Origin of the sequence: Roseomonas sp. E05, assembly GCF_030063475.1 — a bacterium.
Classification (GTDB): Bacteria; Pseudomonadota; Alphaproteobacteria; order Acetobacterales; family Acetobacteraceae; genus Pseudoroseomonas.
On sequence record NZ_JASIRT010000014.1, the window covers coordinates 14,000 to 32,713 of the forward strand.

General features: G+C 72.2%; 20 protein-coding genes and 1 tRNA gene. 14 read left to right on the forward strand and 7 right to left on the reverse strand.

The features are described 5' to 3' along the window. Nucleotides 1-298: 298 nt before the first annotated feature. The gene (locus QMO56_RS15055) at nucleotides 299-862 is read right to left on the reverse strand and encodes a phasin family protein (protein WP_283526917.1); all 564 of its coding nucleotides are present in this window, start codon (nucleotides 860-862) and stop codon (nucleotides 299-301) included. A 367-nt stretch (nucleotides 863-1,229) separates the two neighbouring features. Here QMO56_RS15055 and QMO56_RS15060 point away from each other — a divergent pair, with 367 nt between their 5' ends. Continuing rightward, nucleotides 1,230-2,408 carry a D-alanyl-D-alanine carboxypeptidase family protein gene (locus QMO56_RS15060; RefSeq protein WP_283526919.1) on the forward strand — a complete coding sequence of 393 codons (1,179 nt, stop codon included), beginning with the start codon at nucleotides 1,230-1,232 and terminating at the stop codon, nucleotides 2,406-2,408. Nucleotides 2,409-2,531: 123 nt separating this feature from the next. Beyond that, a complete protein-coding gene (locus QMO56_RS15065; protein WP_283526921.1) occupies nucleotides 2,532-3,062 on the forward strand; it encodes an EF-hand domain-containing protein in 531 nt (176 codons plus the stop codon). Nucleotides 3,063-3,186: 124 nt separating this feature from the next. Here QMO56_RS15065 and QMO56_RS15070 read toward each other — a convergent pair. Continuing rightward, nucleotides 3,187-3,261, reverse strand: a tRNA-Val gene (locus tag QMO56_RS15070). A 105-nt stretch (nucleotides 3,262-3,366) separates the two neighbouring features. On the opposite strand from QMO56_RS15070, the gene QMO56_RS15075 reads away from it, so the two are divergent. After that, complete coding sequence (locus tag QMO56_RS15075) at nucleotides 3,367-4,140, forward strand: DUF3108 domain-containing protein (protein WP_283526922.1); 774 nt, start codon at nucleotides 3,367-3,369, stop codon at nucleotides 4,138-4,140. A 14-nt stretch (nucleotides 4,141-4,154) separates the two neighbouring features. Here QMO56_RS15075 and gph read toward each other — a convergent pair whose 3' ends face one another. Next, nucleotides 4,155-4,805 (reverse strand): phosphoglycolate phosphatase, encoded by a 651-nt coding sequence (gene gph, locus QMO56_RS15080; protein ID WP_283526924.1) that lies wholly within the window; start codon nucleotides 4,803-4,805, stop codon nucleotides 4,155-4,157. A 91-nt stretch (nucleotides 4,806-4,896) separates the two neighbouring features. On the opposite strand from gph, the gene glmU reads away from it, so the two are divergent. The 3 genes from glmU (at nucleotide 4,897) to QMO56_RS15095 (ending at nucleotide 8,624) form a co-directional block, all read left to right on the forward strand. Next, nucleotides 4,897-6,255, forward strand: coding sequence for a bifunctional UDP-N-acetylglucosamine diphosphorylase/glucosamine-1-phosphate N-acetyltransferase GlmU (gene glmU, locus QMO56_RS15085; RefSeq protein ID WP_283526926.1), 1,359 nt, complete (start codon nucleotides 4,897-4,899; stop codon nucleotides 6,253-6,255). Beyond that, a complete protein-coding gene (glmS, locus tag QMO56_RS15090) occupies nucleotides 6,255-8,078 on the forward strand; it encodes a glutamine--fructose-6-phosphate transaminase (isomerizing) (protein WP_283526928.1) in 1,824 nt (607 codons plus the stop codon). The genes glmU and glmS overlap by 1 nt, the downstream gene beginning before the upstream one ends. A gap of 117 nt (nucleotides 8,079-8,195) precedes the next feature. Next, a complete protein-coding gene (locus QMO56_RS15095) occupies nucleotides 8,196-8,624 on the forward strand; it encodes a hypothetical protein (RefSeq protein ID WP_283526930.1) in 429 nt (142 codons plus the stop codon). A 22-nt stretch (nucleotides 8,625-8,646) separates the two neighbouring features. On the opposite strand, the gene QMO56_RS15100 is transcribed toward QMO56_RS15095, so the two are convergent. After that, complete coding sequence (locus tag QMO56_RS15100; protein ID WP_283526932.1) at nucleotides 8,647-8,799, reverse strand: DUF3309 family protein; 153 nt, start codon at nucleotides 8,797-8,799, stop codon at nucleotides 8,647-8,649. A 197-nt stretch (nucleotides 8,800-8,996) separates the two neighbouring features. On the opposite strand from QMO56_RS15100, the gene QMO56_RS15105 reads away from it, so the two are divergent. From QMO56_RS15105 to QMO56_RS15115, 3 genes are all read left to right on the forward strand, one after another. Then, complete coding sequence (locus QMO56_RS15105; RefSeq protein ID WP_283526933.1) at nucleotides 8,997-10,475, forward strand: NAD-dependent succinate-semialdehyde dehydrogenase; 1,479 nt, start codon at nucleotides 8,997-8,999, stop codon at nucleotides 10,473-10,475. Between the two features lie 128 nt (nucleotides 10,476-10,603). Continuing rightward, entirely contained in the window at nucleotides 10,604-11,965 is a 1,362-nt protein-coding gene (gorA, locus tag QMO56_RS15110) for a glutathione-disulfide reductase (RefSeq protein ID WP_283526935.1), read from the forward strand. Nucleotides 11,966-11,971: 6 nt separating this feature from the next. Next, on the forward strand, nucleotides 11,972-12,160 hold the full coding sequence (locus tag QMO56_RS15115) for a hypothetical protein (protein ID WP_283526937.1): 189 nt from the start codon (nucleotides 11,972-11,974) through the stop codon (nucleotides 12,158-12,160). 100 nt (nucleotides 12,161-12,260) lie between these two features. Here the strand turns inward: QMO56_RS15115 and QMO56_RS15120 are convergent, their stop codons facing one another. Next, nucleotides 12,261-12,791 carry an outer membrane protein assembly factor BamE gene (locus QMO56_RS15120; RefSeq protein ID WP_283526938.1) on the reverse strand — a complete coding sequence of 177 codons (531 nt, stop codon included), beginning with the start codon at nucleotides 12,789-12,791 and terminating at the stop codon, nucleotides 12,261-12,263. Nucleotides 12,792-12,956: 165 nt separating this feature from the next. Between QMO56_RS15120 and QMO56_RS15125 the strand changes: the two genes are divergently transcribed. The 5 genes from QMO56_RS15125 (at nucleotide 12,957) to QMO56_RS15145 (ending at nucleotide 16,820) form a co-directional block, all read left to right on the forward strand. Continuing rightward, nucleotides 12,957-13,511, forward strand: a complete 555-nt coding sequence (locus tag QMO56_RS15125) for a ubiquinol-cytochrome C chaperone family protein (protein WP_283526940.1) — start codon at nucleotides 12,957-12,959, stop codon at nucleotides 13,509-13,511. Continuing rightward, nucleotides 13,508-14,014, forward strand: a complete 507-nt coding sequence (locus QMO56_RS15130) for a DUF177 domain-containing protein (RefSeq protein WP_283526942.1) — start codon at nucleotides 13,508-13,510, stop codon at nucleotides 14,012-14,014. Before QMO56_RS15125 ends, QMO56_RS15130 begins: the two co-directional genes overlap by 4 nt. 100 nt (nucleotides 14,015-14,114) lie before the next feature. Then, the gene (locus QMO56_RS15135) at nucleotides 14,115-15,725 is read left to right on the forward strand and encodes a murein L,D-transpeptidase (RefSeq protein WP_283526944.1); all 1,611 of its coding nucleotides are present in this window, start codon (nucleotides 14,115-14,117) and stop codon (nucleotides 15,723-15,725) included. Beyond that, nucleotides 15,725-16,303 carry a DUF882 domain-containing protein gene (locus QMO56_RS15140; RefSeq protein WP_283526946.1) on the forward strand — a complete coding sequence of 193 codons (579 nt, stop codon included), beginning with the start codon at nucleotides 15,725-15,727 and terminating at the stop codon, nucleotides 16,301-16,303. Before QMO56_RS15135 ends, QMO56_RS15140 begins: the two co-directional genes overlap by 1 nt. Before the next feature lie 58 nt (nucleotides 16,304-16,361). Further along, entirely contained in the window at nucleotides 16,362-16,820 is a 459-nt protein-coding gene (locus tag QMO56_RS15145) for a MarR family winged helix-turn-helix transcriptional regulator (RefSeq protein ID WP_283526948.1), read from the forward strand. Nucleotides 16,821-16,865: 45 nt separating this feature from the next. Here the strand turns inward: QMO56_RS15145 and QMO56_RS15150 are convergent, their stop codons facing one another. Continuing rightward, on the reverse strand, nucleotides 16,866-18,137 hold the full coding sequence (locus QMO56_RS15150; RefSeq protein ID WP_283526949.1) for a hydantoinase/carbamoylase family amidase: 1,272 nt from the start codon (nucleotides 18,135-18,137) through the stop codon (nucleotides 16,866-16,868). A gap of 91 nt (nucleotides 18,138-18,228) precedes the next feature. Then, nucleotides 18,229-18,543, reverse strand: coding sequence for a quaternary ammonium compound efflux SMR transporter SugE (sugE, locus tag QMO56_RS15155; RefSeq protein WP_283526951.1), 315 nt, complete (start codon nucleotides 18,541-18,543; stop codon nucleotides 18,229-18,231). Between the last annotated feature and the right edge of the window lie 171 nt (nucleotides 18,544-18,714).

The following is an 18,714-nucleotide window of genomic DNA, read 5'->3' on the forward strand; positions in this document are numbered from 1 at the left end:
CGGTTTGTCTGCTGCACCTGAAGGGGCTCTCCGTTCACCTGGAGAGGGCGGGGCGGCGGCGCCGATTGGCCCGGGCCGTCGCCCCCGGGATGCCCCGTCACGCTAAGATATCGGAGCGGCGGCGCCGAGGTGAAGGGCCGAGCGCATCAAAGGCGCAGGAAAAGCCGCATTTAAAGGGGAGAAAAGAGTGCCGTTGCCCGAGCGGCGGGGCGGGGCAGCGGCAGAGCTGGCGCTGCCGCCGGGCGCCCGGTGCGGGCGCGGGGCCGGGAGCGCGCCATGGCACTCCCGGAAAGCCGTGTCAGACCAGGGCCGCGGGGCGGGTCATCCGCTCCATCGCCAGCGTCATGCGCGCGGCAACCGGGGCGGCGGACTGCTCAGCGAGCTTGAAGGCGGCCTCGCTCAGCTTCGTCGCCTCGGTCATGGACTTCTCGAGCTGCGCCTTGGCGAAGGTCGACTGCAGGTCGGCAGCCTCCTTGAGGCTCTTCACCGCGGCCATCGCGCGGGCGTTCTGCACCGCCTGCTCGTTCAGGGCCTGCATCGCGGCGAAGGCCTGCTTGCTCAGCTCCTGCAGGCCGCTGACATAGGTCTGCGTCGCCTTGGTCATGGCTTCGAAGTTGCCGCGGCCGAACTCCATGGCCTCCTCGGTCGCCTTGTAGAAGCCGTCCGCCGTGCGAGTCGCCTGTTCCATGTTCTTCTCCATTGCCGTGCGGGTCCGGGTCCCGCTCTCCTCGATCGTTTTGCCAGCCAGATCCTGCGCCGGTTCAGCCACCGTGGCGACCGCCTTGGCGGCCTTCTCGACGGGGGCCGCCGCGATGGTCGGCTTCTCCGGGGCTGCTTTGCCGGCCTTGGGCTCGTTCGCCATCTTGCCCTCCTCTGTCACACTCCGCTGCCGCCACCGGAAGGCGGAGGCACCAGATTACGGTCCCCCATCCGAATGGCTGCGTCCCGCAACGGGGGGCAGACAGGCCGGGGCCGCTTTGCTGCGGTGCAGCATGAAGCGGTATGGCAACGAATTTCCGGTCTGTCCAGCAATATTTTGCGGTGCAGCAGAAACTTTTCTGGGGCGGTCCGCGAACCCTTCGCCACCCTCTTCAGCAGCATCCCAAGGACTCCTGCTAAGCCCTTGTGGAGAGGCGATGTTCCATATCGGTTCTCGATGACATGCACGGATTCGTAACCGTAGAATACGCCTGCTTCACTGGGGGGTGAGGCTCATTCAGGGGATATCTATGCAACTTGCCCGTGGGGTCCGGCGGCTGAGGCTTCTTGCAGCCTCAGCAATCCTGCTCGTTACGCTGCCGGGCGTCGCCGCCGCTCAGATCGGCAGCGCGCGCTACTCGTCCGTGGTGATCGATGCGCAAAGCGGGCAGATGCTGTTCGGCAGCAACGCCACCGCGCCGCGCCATCCGGCTTCGCTGACCAAGATGATGACGCTTTATCTGGTCTTCGAGGCCCTGCGCCGGGGCGAACTCCGCCCGGACCAGCGGCTGGTGATGACCCCCTACGCGGCGAGCAAGCCGCCCTCCAAGCTTGGCCTGCGGCCAGGCCAGAGCCTGACGGTCGAGAACTGCATCTACGCGGTCGTCACCAAGTCGGCGAATGACATCGCCACCCTGCTCGGCGAGACGCTGGGGGGCGGCAGCGAGGCCCGTTTCGCACAGATGATGACGCTGCGTGCCCGCGCGCTGGGCATGAGCGGCACCACCTTCCGCAACGCCTCCGGCCTGCCGGACGTCGATCAGGTGACCACCGCGCAGGACATGGCGGCCCTGGGCCGCCGCCTGCAGCAGGACTTCCCGGAGTACTACCACTATTTCGGCACCCGCGAGCACCGGATGGGCGGCATCAGGCTGCGCAACCACAACCACATGCTCACGGACTACGAGGGCGTTGACGGCATCAAGACCGGCTATATCGATGCCAGCGGCTTCAACATTGTCAGCAGCGCCCGGCGCGGCGGCGCACGGCTGATCGTCAGCGTGTTCGGCGGCAGTTCCTGGACGGAGCGCGACCGGCACGCGGCGGCGCTGCTCGAGCGCGGCTTCACGCAGATGGGCGTGGACGAGGGCCGCAGCCTGGTCGCCCAGGGCAGGGGGGGCGCCGGGCTGGCCATGGCGGCGGTTGGCGGCACGGCAGCGGCAGCGACCCTGCGCCGCGTCCGCGCGCCGAGGGTGGTGGCGCGCGCCGCCCCCGCGGCGAAGCCGGTGGCGCGCCGCGCCGCGCCGGTGGAGGCCCGCCTTCGCTCCCGCGCCGCCCGGCCGGCAGCCCGGGTGGCTTCCGGCAAGCCGTCGCGCCAGGCCGCGCGGGTGCGGACGGTGGTGGAGCAGGGGGATGGCGGCAGCCGTGTGCGCGTCGCCTCGGCGCCCCGCAAGCCGGTGCGCCGCAACCCCGCGCGCCCGGCGCGCTGATCGGAAGCGGGGCGTAACATTTCCTCACCCCTTGCGGGGGCTGGGGCAATGCGCCCGTTACATGCGCTCCCCAGCTTCCTGGTATGCGGCAAACCTGCCGCGTGCCTTTTGGGGAGTTCTTGCATGAAACGCTCGCTTGGTCTGGGATTGCTCGGTGCCGTGCTCGCCGTCACCGCGCTTCCGGCCCTGGCTCAGCCCGGCCCGCATCGCGGCGGGCCCGGCCACCTGATGCAGCAGGCCGATGCCGACCGGGACGGCCGCATCACCCAGACGGAAGGGCTGAACTTCCTCTCCGCTCGCTTCGCCGAGGCCGACGCCAACAAGGACGGCGGCATGACGCGCGAGGAACTGGGCAGCTTGCTGCAGGCGCGGCGGGAGGCCAACCGCCCTGCGAACGCGCCGGCCCGGCCGATGCGTGGCCTGCAGCAGCGCGCCGACGCCATGTTTCGTGCCGCCGACGCGAATGGCGACGACCGCCTGACCATGGAGGAAGTGCAGCCCCTGGCCATGGCGCTGTTCCGCGCTGCCGACCGCAACGACGACGGTGCGCTGGAAACGGCGGAACTGCGCGGCCCGCGCCATCACCACCGCCGCGGCGGCCCGGAGGCGCCGCGGCCGGGGCAGGCGCCTGTCGCGCCGGTCACCCCTGGCTGAAGGTCTGGCCCGGCGGCACCCTCCGCCGGGCCAACCGGCCCTTGCGGCGCGCGCAGCCCGCCAGACGCGCAGGCGCATGGCCGCAGCAGCTGGAAGGCACAGATTTCAAGGAGAAAGACCCCGATGGTGGGTGCGACAGGGATTGAACCTGTGACCCCCGCCGTGTGAAGGCGATGCTCTACCGCTGAGCTACGCACCCATCGGGGTGGGCCGGGAAATACCGGGAGGCCGGGAGGGTGTCAAGCGACCCCCGAGCAGGAATTTCCCCCCTTTCTTCAAAGGCTGCCATCCCCATCTCCAATGCATGCGCTGGCGCTCCGCCCTCGTCCTGCTGGCCACGCTGTGCAGCCCTGCCGCCGGGCGGGCCGAGCCGCTGCGCGCCGTCTATGCGGTGCAGGCCGCCGGCATTCAGATCGTGCGGGCGGAAGTGCTGTTCGACCTCTCCGCCCCCTCACGCTACCGCATCGAATCCCGCCTGCACCTGACCGGGCTGGTGAGCTGGTTCAGCAGCGGCCGGGTGACCAGCCGGGCGGAGGGCGTCTGGGCCGGGGATGCCGCGCGGCCAAGCCACTTCACCAGTGAGGGAACCTGGCGTGGCGAGCCGCGTCAGGTGGTGCTGGATTATCCCGGCGGCCAGCCGGCGCTGCGCCGGCTGATCCCCGCGCACGATCCGGACCGCGAGCCGGTGCCGCCGCCGCTGCAGAGCCACACCATCGATTCCCTGAGCGCCCTGGCGCAGCTGAGCCGCACCCTGGAGGACACCGGGCGGTGCGAGGATCGTGCCGCCATCTTCGACGGTCGGCGACGGGGGAATGTCGTCATCCGCACCCTCGGGCGGGATTACCTGCCGCCCCATGCCGGGGCCTGGAGCGGCGAGGCGGTGCGCTGCGGCTTCATCGCCCGGCAGATCGCCGGCTTCCGGCACGATGACGGCGCCGATGCGCGGGAGCCGCAGGAGGGCGTCGCCTGGATGGCCCGGCCACGCCCCGGCGCGCCGATCCTGCCGGTCCGGGTGGAGATGCCGGGCCGCTGGCTGGGCCGCCTCACCGCCTATCTGGTGGAACTCGGCCCGGGCTGATCGCCGCGCCAGGCTCAGCGCGGCAGCAGGCGCTCCAGCAGCGCCGGAAGCGCCTCGGCCCGCTCTGCCACCAGGGCGCCGTCCGCCATCTCGGGCAGCCCGTAGCCCCAGGCGCAGAAAGCGACCGGCAGTCCGGCGGCGCGGCCGGCGGCGATGTCGTTGTGGTGATCGCCGACCATGACGGCCCGCGCCGGGTCGCCGCCCGCCGCTTCCAGCGTGGCCAGGACATGTCGCGGGTCCGGTTTGCGGACGGGGAAGCTGTCGCCGCCGCCCAGCGCCGCGAAGCGCGCCTCCAGCCCCAGCCCCGCCAGCAGCAGGCGCGCGGCGGCCTCGGGCTTGTTGGTGCAGACGGCCATCGCCCAGCCCTCGGCGGCCAGCCGGTCCAGCGCCGCCGGGACGCCGGGGAAGGGGCAGGTCTCCACCGCCGCATTCGCCTCGTAGTCGGCCAGGAAGGCGGGCAGGGCGGTCGGGTCCGGCGGCAGGCCGCGCGCGGCGAAGGCGCGCTGGAGCAGCACCGGCACGCCGTCGCCGATGAAGCGCGTCACCTCGGCGCGGCCGAAGGGCGGCTGCCCGCGCGCGGCCATCAGCCGGTCGAGCGCGGCATGGATGTCGGGCACGCTGTCCACCAGCGTGCCGTCGAGGTCGAAGATCACGGTGCGTTGCATGGTGCGCGGCTTTGCCATGTTTCGCGCGGCAATGCGAAGTGACGATCACCGCTCTTGCTCCCAGGGGGGGTTCCCCGGCACAAGCGAAGGCATGTCCGCTGCTGCCATTCTGCTCGCTGCAGGCCTCGGGACGCGGATGAAGAGCCGCCTGCCCAAGGCGCTGCACCCGCTCGCCGGGCGCCCCATGCTGAACCACCTGATCGCCGCCTGCGAAGGCGTGTTCGACCGCATCGTGGTCGTCGTCGGCCCCGACATGCCGGCGCTGGAGCGCGCCGCCGCGCCGCACGTGACCGTGGTGCAGGCCGAGCGGCTGGGCACCGGCCATGCCGCGCTCCAGGCCGCCCCCCTGCTGGCCGACTTCCCCGGCGACGTGGCCGTCCTCTACGCCGACAATCCCCTGATCTCCACGGCCACCCTGGAGCGGCTGCGCGCCGCCCGCGCCGAGGCCGGCCTCGCTTTGCTGGCGATGCGTCCGGCCGACCCGGCGAAGTACGGCCGCGTGCTGCGGGATGCGGCGGGCGACGTCACCCGCATCGTCGAGTTCGCCGATGCCTCGGAGGCCGAGCGGCAGGTCGGGTTGTGCAATGCCGGCGTGCTCTGCGCCCCGGCCGCCGACCTGTTCCGCTGGCTGCGCGCCGTGCGCAACGACAACCGCGCCGGCGAGTACTACCTGCCGGACGTCGTCCCCCTGGCCGTGGAGGACGGGAAGCGGGTGGTGGCCGTGGAGGCGCCGGAGGCCGAGCTGCGCGGCATCAACAGCCGCGCCGAGCTGGCCGCCGCCGAGGCGGAGGTGCAGACCCGCCTGCGCCGCGCCGCGATGGACGCCGGCGCCACCCTGATCCAGCCGGAGAGCGTCGTCCTCGCGCACGACACCCGGCTCGGCCAGGACGTGACGGTGGGACCGAACGTCGTCTTTGGCCCCGGCGTGACGGTGGAGGACGACGTCGAAATCCGCGCCTTCAGCCATCTGGAGGGCTGCGTGGTGCGCTCGGGCGCCATCATCGGCCCCTTCGCGCGGCTGCGCCCGGGCACCGAGGTCGGCGCCCGCGCGCATGTCGGCAATTTCGTGGAGCTGAAGGCGACGCGGCTGGGGGAGGGCGCCAAGGCCAACCACCTGACCTATCTCGGCGACGCCTCGGTGGGCGCCGGCAGCAATATCGGCGCCGGCACCATCACCTGCAATTACGACGGCTTCGGCAAGTTCCGCACCGAGATCGGCAGCGGCGTCTTCGTCGGCTCGCATACCACTTTGGTGGCCCCTATCCGCCTGGGGGATGGCGCCTTCACCGCCGCCGGCTCCACCCTGACGCGGGACGTGGCGCCCGATGCCATGGCCTTCGGCCGCGCCCGCCCGACCGAGAAGCCGGGCATGGCGGCCGCCTTCCGCGCCGCCCGCCGGCCGGAGCCATCGCCTGAGACTCCTCCCGCGCCTCCCAAGGAGAAAGCCTGATGTGCGGCATTGTCGGCCTGGTCGGGCGGGAGGCGGCGGCGCCGCGCCTGCTGGAGGCGCTGCGGCGGCTGGAATACCGCGGCTATGACAGCGCCGGGATCGCCACGCTGGTGAACGGGCACATCGAGCGCCGCCGCGCCGAGGGCAAGCTCGCCAACCTGGCGCAGGTGCTGGAGCGGCAGCCGCTCCCGGGCACCACCGGCATCGGCCATACCCGCTGGGCCACCCATGGCGCGCCGACCGAGCGCAACGCCCACCCGCACGGCACCGGGCGCGTCTCCGTGGTGCACAACGGCATCATCGAGAACTATGCCGAGCTGCGCGCCGAGCTGGAGGCCGATGGCGTCGAGTTCGAGACGGAGACGGATACCGAGACCGTCGCCAAGCTGCTCGACCACCTGCTGGCCGGCGGCGCCACGCCGGAGGAGGCGGTTTCCGCCACGCTGAAGCGCATCCACGGCGCCTTCGGGCTGGCGATGATCTTCACCGGATATCCGCGCAAGCTGATCGCCGCGCGCCAGGGCAGCCCGCTCGCCGTCGGCTTCGGCGAGGGCGAGATGTATGTCGGCAGCGACGCGCTGGCGCTCTCCCCGCTGACCCGCCGCATCGCCTACATGGAAGAGGGCGACTGGGTGGTGCTGGACGACAGCTCCGCCCGCTTCTTCGACGCCCAGGACCGCCCGGTGGAACGCGCCGTGAAGCTCACCGCGCTGACCGGCGCGGCGGTGGGCAAGGGCAACTACCGTCACTTCATGGAGAAGGAGCTGCACGAGCATCCGGTCGTGCTCGGCGACACGCTGCGGCAGTATGTCGAGCCGGCGACCCGCGCCGTGGCGCTGCCGGCGCTGCCCTTCGACCCCGCGGCGGTGCCCCGGATCACCTTCAGCGCCTGCGGCTCGGCCTATCTGGCGGCGCAGGTCGGGCGCTACTGGATCGAGCAGGTCGCGCGCATCCCCGTCGATTCCGACATCGCCAGCGAGCTGCGCTACCGCGACCCGCCGCTGCCCGAGGGCGGCGCCGCCATCCTGGTCAGCCAGTCCGGCGAGACCGCCGATACCCTGGCGGCGCTGCGCCTGCTGCGGGCGCGCGGCCAGCGCGTCCTCTCCGTGGTGAACGTCTCGGAGAGCACCATGGACCGGGAGAGCGACGGCACGCTGCTGACGGTGGCGGGGCCGGAGATCGGCGTCGCCTCCACCAAGGCCTTCACCGCGCAGCTCGCGGTGCTGGCCAGCCTGGCGCTGGGCTTCGGCCGCGCCCGCGGCGTGCTCTCCGCCGAGCGGGAGGCGCAGCTCACCGCCGCCCTGCTGGAGGTGCCCGGCCATGCCGCCACCCTGCTGGAGGACGACGCCGGGATCCTCGCCATGGCGCGCGAGGTGGCGACGGCGCGGGACGTGCTCTTCCTCGGCCGCGGCAGCCTTTTCCCGATCGCCATGGAAGGCGCGCTGAAGCTGAAGGAGCTGAGCTACATCCACGCCGAGGGCTATGCCGCCGGCGAGATGAAGCACGGCCCCATCGCGCTGATCGACCCCGCCGTGCCGGTCATCGCCCTCTGCCCCTCCGGCCCGCTCTTCGAGAAGACGGCCTCCAACCTGCAGGAGGCGGCGGCGCGCGGCGGCCGCATCATGGCCTTCACCGACGTGGCGGGCGCCCCGGCGCTCCGCCGCTTCGCCGAGCGGGTGGTGGTGGTGCCGCAGGTGGACCCCTTCGTCGCGCCCATCCTGCACGCCATCCCCGTGCAGCTGCTCGCCTATCACGTGGCGGTGCTGAAGGGGACCGACGTGGACCAGCCGCGCAATCTCGCCAAGGCGGTGACGGTGGAATGACGGGCCACGCCTGAAACCGCCGAGCCACACCGGCGCTTGGCAGGGTGACCGGGGTGCGTTTACGCTGCAATGCAGCAAGACGCGCCCGCTCCCTCCGACGAGACCTCCTTGCCGCCGATGTCCAGGACCAGCCGCACCCATACCGAGCTTCTTGCCCGCCGCTATCTTGCCAGCCGTGGCGCCGCACCCATGGTGGAGGACCCGCTGCGCTTCGCCTTGCCGCGCCTGCGCCAGGAGGTCGCGACGGCGACCCGGCTGGCCCGGCTGGACCTCACCATCGCGGCAGGGTTGATCGTCTCGGGGCTGACGGTGGCGCTCACCGCCTGGCTGGCGCCTCTCCACGGCGGCATCGTGATGATCCTGCTCTATCTGCACCTGATGCCGCTGGCGGGGCTGGCCGTCGCGATCTGGGCGGCGGTGGTGCTGGAGAAATCGGGGCCGCGGCTGCTCACGGCCCGGCGGATCGCGCGCGCGCTGCAGGCCGGCGCCCTGATGGAGGCGCTGGACCTCGCGATCAGCGGCCTCCCCGATCCCGCTGCCGGCTGAGGCGGCGGGGCCGGGAGCGGAGTTAGATTCTGCCCATCAGCAGCAGCACGAGAAGCACGATCAGGATCAGGCCCAGCACGCCCGAGGGGCCGTATCCCCAGGCGGAGCTGTAGCCCCAGGTCGGCAAGGCGCCGATCAGCAGCAGAACGATAATGACCAGCAGGATCGTACTCATCGCTTCCTCCAGCACAGGGGTGCGGCCCCATGGCCGCGGCAGAGGTCGAACGTGGCATGGCGCCCAAGCGTTGCGCTCAGGTTTCAGCGAGGCCGCACAGCGGGTGGGCTGACACCGGCGCCCACCGGACCTAACCTGCCCGGCACACGAGGCCCGCCGCCGCGGCGGACAGGCCCGAACCGGGAAGGAGCCCGTTCATGCTCGACACCATCGCCAAGCTGCCGCTGAAGGATCCCGACCTGCTGCGGCAGGCCAACTACATCAACGGCGAATGGGTGAAGGCCGACAGCGGCAAGATGCTGGAGGTCCGCAACCCCGCCACCGGCGATCTGGTCGGCACCGTGCCCGCCATGGGGCAGGCCGAGACCCGCCGCGCCATCGAGGCCGCCAATGCCGCCTGGCCGGCCTGGCGCGCCATGCTGGCGAGCGAGCGCGCCGCCATCCTGAAGAAGCTGGCCGCGCTGATGTTGGCCAATACCGAGGACCTCGCGGCCATCATGACCGCCGAGCAGGGCAAGCCGCTGGCGGAATCGCGCGGCGAGGTCAGCTATTCCGCCAGCTTCATCGAGTGGTTCGCCGAGGAGGCGCGACGGGTGGATGGCGAGATCATCCCGCAGAACGCCAAGGGCCGCCGCATCCTGGTGACGAAGGAGCCGGTCGGCGTCTTCGCCGCCATCACGCCCTGGAACTTCCCCTCGGCCATGATCACCCGCAAGGCCGGGCCGGGCTGGGCGGCGGGCTGCACCGGCGTGATCCGCCCGGCCAGCCAGACGCCCTTCTCGGCGCTGGCCATCGCCGTGCTGGCCGAGCGCGCCGGCATGCCGAAGGGCGTCTGCAACGTCATCACCGGCCCGTCCTCCGCCACCGGCAAGGAGCTGACCGGCAACCCGCTGGTGCGCAAGCTCTCCTTCACCGGCTCCACCGAGGTCGGCCGGGTGCTGCTGGAGCAGTGCGCCGCCACCATCAAGAAGACCTCGATGGAGCTGGGCGGCAACGCGCCCTTCATCGTCTTCGACGACGCCGACCTGGACGCCGCGGTGCAGGGCGCCATCGCCTCCAAGTACCGCAACACCGGGCAGACCTGCGTCTGCGCCAACCGCATCCTGGTGCAGGAGGGGGTCTATGACGCCTTCAGCCAGAAGCTGAAGGCGGCGGTGGAGAAGCTGAAGGTCGGCAACGGCATGGAGGAGGGGGTCACCCAGGGCCCGCTGATCAATGCCGACGCGGTGAAGAAGGTGCAGGACCACATCGCCGACGCGCTTTCCAAGGGCGCGAGCATCGTCACCGGCGGCAAGCCGCACGACAGGGGCGGCAACTTCTTCCAGCCGACCGTGCTGGCCAACGTGTCGCATGACGCGATCATCTTCCGCGAGGAGACCTTCGGCCCGGTGGCGCCGCTGTTCCGCTTCAAGACGGAGGAGGAGGCGATCAGGCTGGCCAACGACACCGAGTTCGGCCTCGCCGCCTATTTCTACGCGCGCGACGTGGGCCGGATCTTCCGGGTGGCGGAGGCGCTGGAATACGGCATCATCGGCATCAACGAGGGCATCATCTCGACGGCGGAGGCGCCGTTTGGCGGTTTCAAGCAGTCCGGCCTGGGCCGTGAGGGCAGCAGCCACGGCATCGAGGAGTATCTGGAGACGAAATACCTCGCGCTCGGCGGTATTGGCGGCTGATGGCGGGGTCCGGGGGGATACGATCCCCCCGGCGGAGGGGTCCAGGGGAGGCGGCGCCTCCCCTGGTGGCTTGACGGAAGCCTCACGGCTGCCCTTCTTGCGCTGACCAGCCGCAGAAGGACGCCGCGATGCCCGACTATGATTTCGACCTCTTCGTCATCGGCGGCGGCTCGGGTGGCGTGCGCTGCGGCCGCATCGCTGCCGGGCATGGCGCGCGGGTGGGCGTGGCGGAGGAGCGCTTCTGGGGCGGTACCTGCGTCAATGTCGGCTGCGTGCCCAAGAAGATCATGGTCCAGGCCGCCGAATACGGCGAATGGGCCAGGGAGGCGCCGGCCTTTGGCTGGAGCGAGATGCGGGCCGGCCCGCATGACTGGGCCAGGCTCGCCGCCGCGCGGGATGCCGAGGTGGCGCGGCTGAACGGCATCTACGGGCGGCTGCTCGGCAATGCCGGCGTCACCACCTTCGAGGCGCGCGCCAGCTTCATCGATGCCCACACGCTGGACGTGGGCGGCAAGCGGATCACCGCCGAGCGCATCGTCATCGCGGTTGGCGGCAAGCCGATGCGGCTGGAGATCCCTGGCGCCGAGCTGGGCCTCGTCTCGGACGACCTGTTCACCCTGAAATCCTGCCCCGACCGCATCGTGGTGATCGGCGGCGGCTACATCGCGCTGGAGTTCGCCTGCCTGCTGCGGGGCCTCGGCGCCGAGGTGGACCTGATCTACCGCCAGGAACTCCCCCTGCGCGGCATGGATGGCGACCTGCGCGAGGCGATGGCTGAGGCGCTGCTGAACCTCGGCATCCGGCTGCATCCCGGCCACACGCCGACACGGGTGGAGAAGGCGGCGGGCGGCCTGAAGGTCATCACCGATGCCGGGATGGAGCTGGAGACGGGGCAGGTGATGTTCGCCACCGGCCGGGTGCCGAACACCGCCGGCCTGGGGCTGGAGCGGGCCGGCATCAGCCTGGGCCGGTCCGGCTGCGTGCCGGTGACGATCGAGCAGGCCACCACCCAGCCGCATATCTTCGCCATCGGCGACGTGACGGACCAGCTCAACCTGACGCCGGTGGCCACCGCGGTCGGGCATGCCCTGGCTGACACGCTGTTCGGCCGCAACCCCCGCCGCGCCAGCTTCCAGAACGTGCCCACGGCGATCTTCACCTCGCCGCCGGCCGCCACGGTGGGGCTGACGGAGGAGGCGGCGGCGCAGCAGGGGCCGACCGACATCTACCTGGCCCGCTTCACCCCGATGCGCCACACCATCAGCAGGCAGCCGCGCAAGACGCTGATGAAGCTGGTCGTCTCCGCCCGCACGCGGCGGGTGCTCGGTGCCCATATGCTGGGCGAGGACGCGGCGGAAATCATGCAGGGCATCGCGGTGGCCGTCGTCGCCGGCGCGACGAAGGAGGATTTCGACCGCACCATCGGCATCCATCCGACGGCGGCGGAGGAATTCGTCACCCTGCGGACGGTGACCCGGCGCGTCGGCTGAGGCGGCATGGGACCGCTGCTGCGGCTGGGCATCCTGATGTGGCGGCTGGTGCACCGGCCGCCCTCGCGGCGGGTGGCGATCGCCATGCTGGCGGCAGTGGGCCTTTCGGTCGGGCTGGTGCTGGTGGAGCGCTACATCGGCTGGCCGGAGGCGCTGCGGACCGAGCGGATGCCGCTGCGCCGCCTGGCGCTCTGAGGCCCAAGGCTGGCGGATGAGAACCGGGAGGTGCGGCCCGCGCCTCTCCCGCGAAGGGGGGGAGGGGGCTGCCCTGGCGGCCGCCCCCAACCCGCCAGCCTCAGCGGCCGGGGCCGCCGCCCGGGCTGGTGTCGGCGCCGAGATTGCCGGCGCCCACCCGGCCGATATTGCCGAACAGCGCCTGCAGCAGCGTCCGCTCGCTGCCCGGCACCGGCGTTGTGCGGTCCACCATGCTGACGTTGCGCATGTCGTCCGGCCCGCGCTGCTCGATCTTTCGCAGCACGCCGCCCTCGTCGAAGGTGAGGGCGATGACGCGCTGCTGCTCCGAGGAGGGGTTGCCGGCCGGCTGCATGCGGGTGACCGAGCTGATGTAGTACCAGGAGTTGCGGTCGAAGGTGCCGGTCGCGGTGGGCGAGCCGAGCAGCGCCTCGACATCGGTCTTGGTCTGCACGCCGGGGACCAGCTGCGCCACCAGGTCCGGATCGGCGCGGTTGCCGCGCTGCACGGGGGCGGCCTGAAAGAAGGAACACCCGGCCAGCGGCGTGGCGAGGGCGAAGGCCACCAGGGCGGCGCGCGCGGCGCGGCGCGGTTGCGGGCGGGTCATGCGGCGGGTGGTGCGGCTGAAGCTCACGGGCGCCCCGATTCCTTGCTGGCGAAAATCCCGCACGGCCCGGGAGGCGACGCTCCTCGGATTGACCGGGGCGGGGTTGCGGTCCATCTGCACGGTCGATTGCCACCGCCCCGCACCGGGGTCAACCGGCGCTCGCGACAGGGCCGCCGAGGAGCCGCACCGACCATGGGCCTGTTCGGCCTGTTCCGCCGCAAGCCGCACGAGCGGCAGGGCTTCGAACTCTACACCGCCGCCGTGCAGGCGGCGCGCCATCCGGCCTTTTTCGACGGCATCGGCGTGCCGGACACGCTGGATGGCCGCTTCGACGTGATCGCGCTGCATGTCGGGCTGCTCATCCGCCGCCTGCACGGGGATGCTGACCCGCGCGGTCCGGCGCTGGCGCAGGCGGTGTTCGACGCCATGTTCGCCGACATGGACTTCAACCTGCGCGAGATGGGGGTGGGCGACATGTCCATCGCGCGCCGGGTGAAGAACATGTGGGAGGCCTTCCACGGCCGTGCGCTCGCCTATGAGGCGGCACTCGCCGCCGGCGACCGTGCCGGGCTGGCGGCGGCGCTGGCGCGCAATGTCTGGCGCGGCGAAAGCCCGGCGGACGCGCCCGGCGTGCGGCGCCTGGCCGACCTCGCCTTCGCCGCCGATGCCGCCCTGGCGGCGCAGAGCCTTGAAACCATGCTGCGCGGCGAGGCGCAGTTCCCCGCACCCGAGGAGGAGGCCGCATGACCATCGCCCCCGAATTCTCCCGCACGCTGCCCTGGGCCGCGGTCGGCCAGGAGGGCCGGCGGCAGAGCCTGCAGGCCACCCCTGCGGAATGCGCCGCCCTGGCCAGGCGCTTCGGCATCCCCGCCATCGAGGCGTTCAGCGCCGAGCTGGAGCTGCGTCCGGAGGGCGACGAGGCCATCCGGGTGCGCGGTCACCTCTCGGCGCGGGTGGTGCAGTCCTGCGTGGTCACGCTGGAGCCGGTGGCGCAGAGCGTCGAGGAGGCGGTGGACCTGCGCTTCCTGGCCGCGGGGGAGGAGCCGAGCGAGGACCCGGAGGGGCCGGACGAGATCCCGGCCGAGCGCGACCTCCTGGAGCTGGGCGAGGCGCTGGCCGAGCAGCTCGCCCTGGCGCTCGATCCCTATCCGCGCGCGCCGGGCGCCGAACTCCCCCTGGAAGTGCGGGAGGAGGAGGAGGAGCCGCTCCGGCGCAACCCGTTCAGCGTGCTCAAGGGTGGCAAAGCCTAGGCGCGCCGGGTGCTGCCGGGAAAACAAGCCGTTCCGACGGGATGTAACAGCGGCATATCAACACTGGCGGCGGCGGGGTGCCGCCTGTATGACGGGCCGCATGCGCCGGAGAGACCTGAACGCCCTTCTCCTTGCCGCAGCCCTGCCGCTGCCGGCCCTGGCCGGCCCGGCGGCGGCGCCTGTGGCGCGGCCCGGGCCGGAGGCGCTGCTCCGCCTCGCGGCCCGGCTGCGCAGCCTCGATGCGGACGGCCTGTCGCCACGCCTCTACGATATCCCGGCCGATGCCCTCGCCGCCAGTGACGCCAGCGGCTACGTCAAGGCGCTGTATGCCGCGGCCGCGGCGGCGCTGACCGACCTGGTGCTCGGCCGCGTGCCGGAACCGCCCGGCCGGCCGGACATCCGCCGCGCTCCCGCCGCGCAGCGCCTGCCGCAGTGGCTGGCCGCCCTGCGTGGCAGCGCGGAGCCCGCCGAGATCATCGAGCGCGCGGCCCTGCAGCACCCTGACATGCCGGCCCTGCGGCTGGCCTTGCAGCATGCCCGCGCGCGGATCGCGGCTGGCGGCTGGCCCATCATCCCGCCCGGCGACACGCTGGACCCCGGCATGGAGGACCCGCAGCGCGTCCCCGCCCTGCGCGCCCGGTTGCGCGCCGAGGACCCGGCGCTGGCCGCCGCCGAGGATGCCGGCCCGCTCTATGATCCTGCCCTGGAGGCGGCGGTGCGCCGCTGGCAGCAGGCCTGCGGGCTGGAGCCGGACGGGCGTGTCGGCCCGGCGACGCTGCGCCTGCTGAACCGCCCCGCCTCGGCCTGGATGAACCAGATCCGCGTGGCGATGGACATGCGCCGTGCCGCCGCCCCGGCCGCCGCCGGCCGCCGCGTGGAGGTCAACATCCCGGAGTTCCGCCTCTGGGTGGCGGAGGGCGCGAACGTCCTGCTGGACATGCCGGTGATCGTGGGCAAGGTGGAGCGCCAGACGCCGCCGCTCGCGGTCAGGATGACGGCGGTGCAGTTCAATCCGCCCTGGGGCGTGCCCGAGCGCAACGCGCGCGAGGACCTTCTGCCGCGCTTCCGCCGCGACCCGCGCGCGATGATGGAGAAGGGCTTCCGGGTCTACCAGATGATCGGCGGCGAGCGGGTCGAGATCGACCCCATGACGATCAACTGGGCCGCCGTGGACCCGAAGCACTTCCCCTACCTGATCCGCCAGGACGCCAGCGACGTCAGCGCCCTGGGCCGGCTGAAATTCGTCATGCCGAACGGGCTGGACATCTACCTGCACGACACGCCCGACCGGCACCTGTTCGGCCGCGCCGGCCGCGCGCTCTCCTCCGGATGCATCCGCCTGAGCCAGCCGATGGAGCTGCTCGACCTCGTCCTCGCCGGCATCCCCGGCTGGGATCGCGCGCGGGCGGAGAAGGCGCTGGAGAGCCGGCAGACCAGCTTCGTCGGCCTGCCGCATCCGATGCCGGTGCGGCTGGCCTATGAAACGGTGTTGGTCGATCGTGGCCAGGTGCGCATCCTGCCTGACATCTACGGGCTGGACGCCGCCTATCTGCAGCTGCTCGACGCGCGGCAGGCGCCCTTGCCGCCGCCGCTGCCGCCCCTGGCGCGTGGCCCGGCGCCAGCCCCCGCCGTCGCGCGCCGCGAGGTGACGCCGGCGCGCGCCGTCCCGCAGCGCTCCGCTTCCACCTCCTCCACCACGCCGGTTCAGTGATGCTCTTCCGCTCCAAGCCCGATCTCTGCCCTTGCTGCGATCCGGCCATGGCGAGCCGGCGCGAGGTGATCACCGCCGGTCTCGGGCTGCTGGCCTGCGCCGCCGTGCCGGGCGCGGCGCAGGCCATGCCCCCGCTGCCGCCGGTGCGCCGGCTGCGGGTGCAGCGCGTGCTGACGGAGGACAGCTTCGACGGCGTCTATTTCCGCGACGGCCGCTACGACCGCGAGGCGCTGCACAAGCTGGACTGGGTGTTCCGCGACCTCTCGGCGGCCGAGGTGACGCCGATGGACCCGCGCCTCTTCGACGTGCTGCAGGCCGTGGCGGAGGGCCTGGGCAGCGAGGAAGCCTACCAGATCTCCAGCGGCTACCGGACGCCCGAGCGCAACAGCGCGCTGCGCACCAGCCGCGTCTCCCCGGTGAGCCTGCACATGTCGGGCATGGCCGCCGACTTCCGGCTGCCGGGCTCCGACCCCTATGGCGTGGCCAGGCTGGCGGCGCGGATGCAGGTGGGCGGCGTCGGCCTCTACCGCCGTGACGGTTTCGTGCATCTCGACTGCGGGCCGCCGCGCCGCTGGTGAGGCCGGCTTTTCCGGGCCAGGCCTTGCCGCGCAGATAGATAGGTTCCTATCTAACTGCATGACCTTTCAAGACCAGGAGCCGCGGGCGGGCTTCGGCCTGCGGCTGCTCCATCTCGGGCGGCTCTGGCGTCAGGCGGTGGATGCCGAGATCCAGAAGGCGGCCTTCTCCGGTGCCGGCTGGCGCGCCCTGTTGTGGCTGCAGCGGGGCGGGGAGGGCTTGCGGCAGAAGGACCTCGCCGCCCTGATGGGGATCGAGGGGCCAAGCCTGGTCCGGCTGCTGGACGGCCTCTGCGCCCAGGGCCTGCTGCGGCGCGAGGCCGACACCGCCGACCGCCGTGCCCACCGCCTGATCCTGAGCGAGGAGGGCCGCGCCGCCGTGGCCCGCATCGAGGCGCGGCTGGCGGCCATCGAGCGCGACCTGCTGGACGGCCTCACCGATGCCGAGCTGGCCCCTTGCGCCGCCGTGCTGAAGCGGCTGGAGGGCAAGCTGCAGGCGCAGCGCTCCGGCGGGCGCTGAAGGGTCAGACGCTGAAGGGGCAGGCGCTGAGGCACCTGCCTCGGCTCAGCCGTTCGCCAGGTCCACCAGCGCGGCCGCCAGCACGCGGGTGCCGGCCGCCAGATGCTCGGGGCGGGCGAATTCCGCCGGATGATGGCTGACCCCCTTGCGGCAGGGCACGAAGATCATCCCCGTCGGGCAGACCGGCACCAGGAACTGCGCATCGTGAAAGGCGCCCGAGGGCATCCGCGCAGCCTTCAGCCCTTGCGCGGCGGCGGCGCGTTCGATCGCCGCCGGCACCTCCGGCTGGAAGGTGGTGGGCATGGCGTGGAAGCGCTCCGTCACCGCCACCTTGCAGCCGCGCACCGCCGCCTGCACCACGCCGGTGATGGCGTCCCCGCGCGCCAGCAGCACCTCCTTCTCCGGATGCCGGAGGTCGATGGTGAAGCGCACCCGCTCCGCCACCGAGTTGGAGGTGTTGGGCGAGACCTCGATGCGGCCGACGGTGAAGCGCAGCACATCCCGCGGGTCCTGCGTCAGGATGTTCAGCGCGTTGATGGCGCGGACCATGTCCTGCACCGCGTCCTGCCGCAGCAGCAGCGGCGTGGTGCCGGCATGGTCGCTCTTGCCGGTCAGCTCCACCACGAACCAGCGGCTGCCCTGGATACCGGTGACGATGCCGATGTCCAGCCCTTCCGCCTCCAGGCGCGGGCCCTGTTCGATATGGCCCTCGACATAGGCGTGCGGCCTGCCGCCGAGCGGGCGGCGCGGGATGTCCGCCTCGGCCGCGAGATGCTCCTCCAAGGCGGCGCGAAAGGTCATGCCGTCCGGGTCGGTGACATTGTCCCAGGTCTCCGGCGGGGCGAAGCCGGACCAGGCCATGCTGCCCATGCAGCCCGGTGCGAAGCGGCCGCCCTCCTCGTTGGTCCAGGCGACGATCTCGATCGGGCGCTTCGTCGCGATGCCGGCCGCGCGGATCGCCTGCACCGCCTCCAGCCCGGCCAGCACGCCCCAGATGCCGTCGAAGCGGCCGCCATTGGGCTGCGTGTCCATGTGGCTGCCGGTCAGCACCGGGGCGGCGGCGGGGTCGGTGCCCTCATGCCGCAGGAAGAGGTTGCCCATCGCGTCCACCGAGGCGGTGAGGCCGATCTCCGCGCCCCAGGCGATCAGCTTGCGGCGCGCGGCGCGGTCGAGCGGCGTCAGGCAGGCGCGGTTGACGCCGGGGTCCTCCGGCGTCGGGCCGGGGATGGCGCCCAGCTCGGCCATTTCCATCAGCCGGACCCAGTGGCGGGCCTCGTCCACGGCGGAGATCAGGTTGGGTGCCACGCGGTCGTTCATCGGTCGCCATGTCCTGCCACATGCCCCGCCACTGCGGGAATGAGGCCCCATTCCTGACAGGGGCGGCGGGGAAAGCAACCGCCCGGGCGGCTCAGCCGGCCAGCTTCAGCCCGATGATGCCTGCCGCGATCAGACCGATCGGAACCAGGCGGGCGACGGTGGCGGCCTCGCCGAACAGGAGGATGCCGAGCAGCGCCGTGCCCAGCGTGCCGATGCCGGTCCAGACCGCATAGGCGGTGCCGAGCGGCAGGCCGCGCAGGGCCAGGCCCAGCAGCCCGAGGCTGGCGATCATGCTGGCGACCGTGAGCACGGTGGGGAGGGGGCGCGTGAAGCCCTGGCTGTACTTCAGCCCGACCGCCCAGCCGGTTTCGAGCAGCCCTGCCAGGAAGAGAAGGAACCAGGCCATGATCGGGACTCCCTGTCCGCAAAGGCAGGGTCGTCCCGGCCGGCATGGCGCGGCGAAGCCGCGGAAGGTCGTCCTTCTGGTTCCGATATAGGACCGCCCGCCAGGAAGGAAAGGCAGCGGGCCTCATCCTAATCGTTATTGCTTCGGAACATACCGCGTGCCTTCATCCCT

Bases quoted from the DNA above. Each gene is read 5' to 3' on its own strand.
- QMO56_RS15055 (WP_283526917.1), bottom strand. From the start codon at position 862: ATGGCGAACGAGCCCAAGGCCGGCAAAGCAGCCCCGGAGAAGCCGACC.
- QMO56_RS15060 (WP_283526919.1), top strand. From the start codon at position 1,230: ATGCAACTTGCCCGTGGGGTCCGGCGGCTGAGGCTTCTTGCAGCCTCA.
- QMO56_RS15065 (WP_283526921.1), top strand. From the start codon at position 2,532: ATGAAACGCTCGCTTGGTCTGGGATTGCTCGGTGCCGTGCTCGCCGTC.
- QMO56_RS15075 (WP_283526922.1), top strand. From the start codon at position 3,367: ATGCGCTGGCGCTCCGCCCTCGTCCTGCTGGCCACGCTGTGCAGCCCT.
- gph (WP_283526924.1), bottom strand. From the start codon at position 4,805: ATGCAACGCACCGTGATCTTCGACCTCGACGGCACGCTGGTGGACAGC.
- glmU (WP_283526926.1), top strand. From the start codon at position 4,897: ATGTCCGCTGCTGCCATTCTGCTCGCTGCAGGCCTCGGGACGCGGATG.
- glmS (WP_283526928.1), top strand. From the start codon at position 6,255: ATGTGCGGCATTGTCGGCCTGGTCGGGCGGGAGGCGGCGGCGCCGCGC.
- QMO56_RS15095 (WP_283526930.1), top strand. From the start codon at position 8,196: ATGTCCAGGACCAGCCGCACCCATACCGAGCTTCTTGCCCGCCGCTAT.
- QMO56_RS15100 (WP_283526932.1), bottom strand. From the start codon at position 8,799: ATGAGTACGATCCTGCTGGTCATTATCGTTCTGCTGCTGATCGGCGCC.
- QMO56_RS15105 (WP_283526933.1), top strand. From the start codon at position 8,997: ATGCTCGACACCATCGCCAAGCTGCCGCTGAAGGATCCCGACCTGCTG.
- gorA (WP_283526935.1), top strand. From the start codon at position 10,604: ATGCCCGACTATGATTTCGACCTCTTCGTCATCGGCGGCGGCTCGGGT.
- QMO56_RS15115 (WP_283526937.1), top strand. From the start codon at position 11,972: ATGGGACCGCTGCTGCGGCTGGGCATCCTGATGTGGCGGCTGGTGCAC.
- QMO56_RS15125 (WP_283526940.1), top strand. From the start codon at position 12,957: ATGGGCCTGTTCGGCCTGTTCCGCCGCAAGCCGCACGAGCGGCAGGGC.
- QMO56_RS15130 (WP_283526942.1), top strand. From the start codon at position 13,508: ATGACCATCGCCCCCGAATTCTCCCGCACGCTGCCCTGGGCCGCGGTC.
- QMO56_RS15135 (WP_283526944.1), top strand. From the start codon at position 14,115: ATGCGCCGGAGAGACCTGAACGCCCTTCTCCTTGCCGCAGCCCTGCCG.
- QMO56_RS15140 (WP_283526946.1), top strand. From the start codon at position 15,725: ATGCTCTTCCGCTCCAAGCCCGATCTCTGCCCTTGCTGCGATCCGGCC.
- QMO56_RS15145 (WP_283526948.1), top strand. From the start codon at position 16,362: ATGACCTTTCAAGACCAGGAGCCGCGGGCGGGCTTCGGCCTGCGGCTG.
- QMO56_RS15150 (WP_283526949.1), bottom strand. From the start codon at position 18,137: ATGAACGACCGCGTGGCACCCAACCTGATCTCCGCCGTGGACGAGGCC.
- sugE (WP_283526951.1), bottom strand. From the start codon at position 18,543: ATGGCCTGGTTCCTTCTCTTCCTGGCAGGGCTGCTCGAAACCGGCTGG.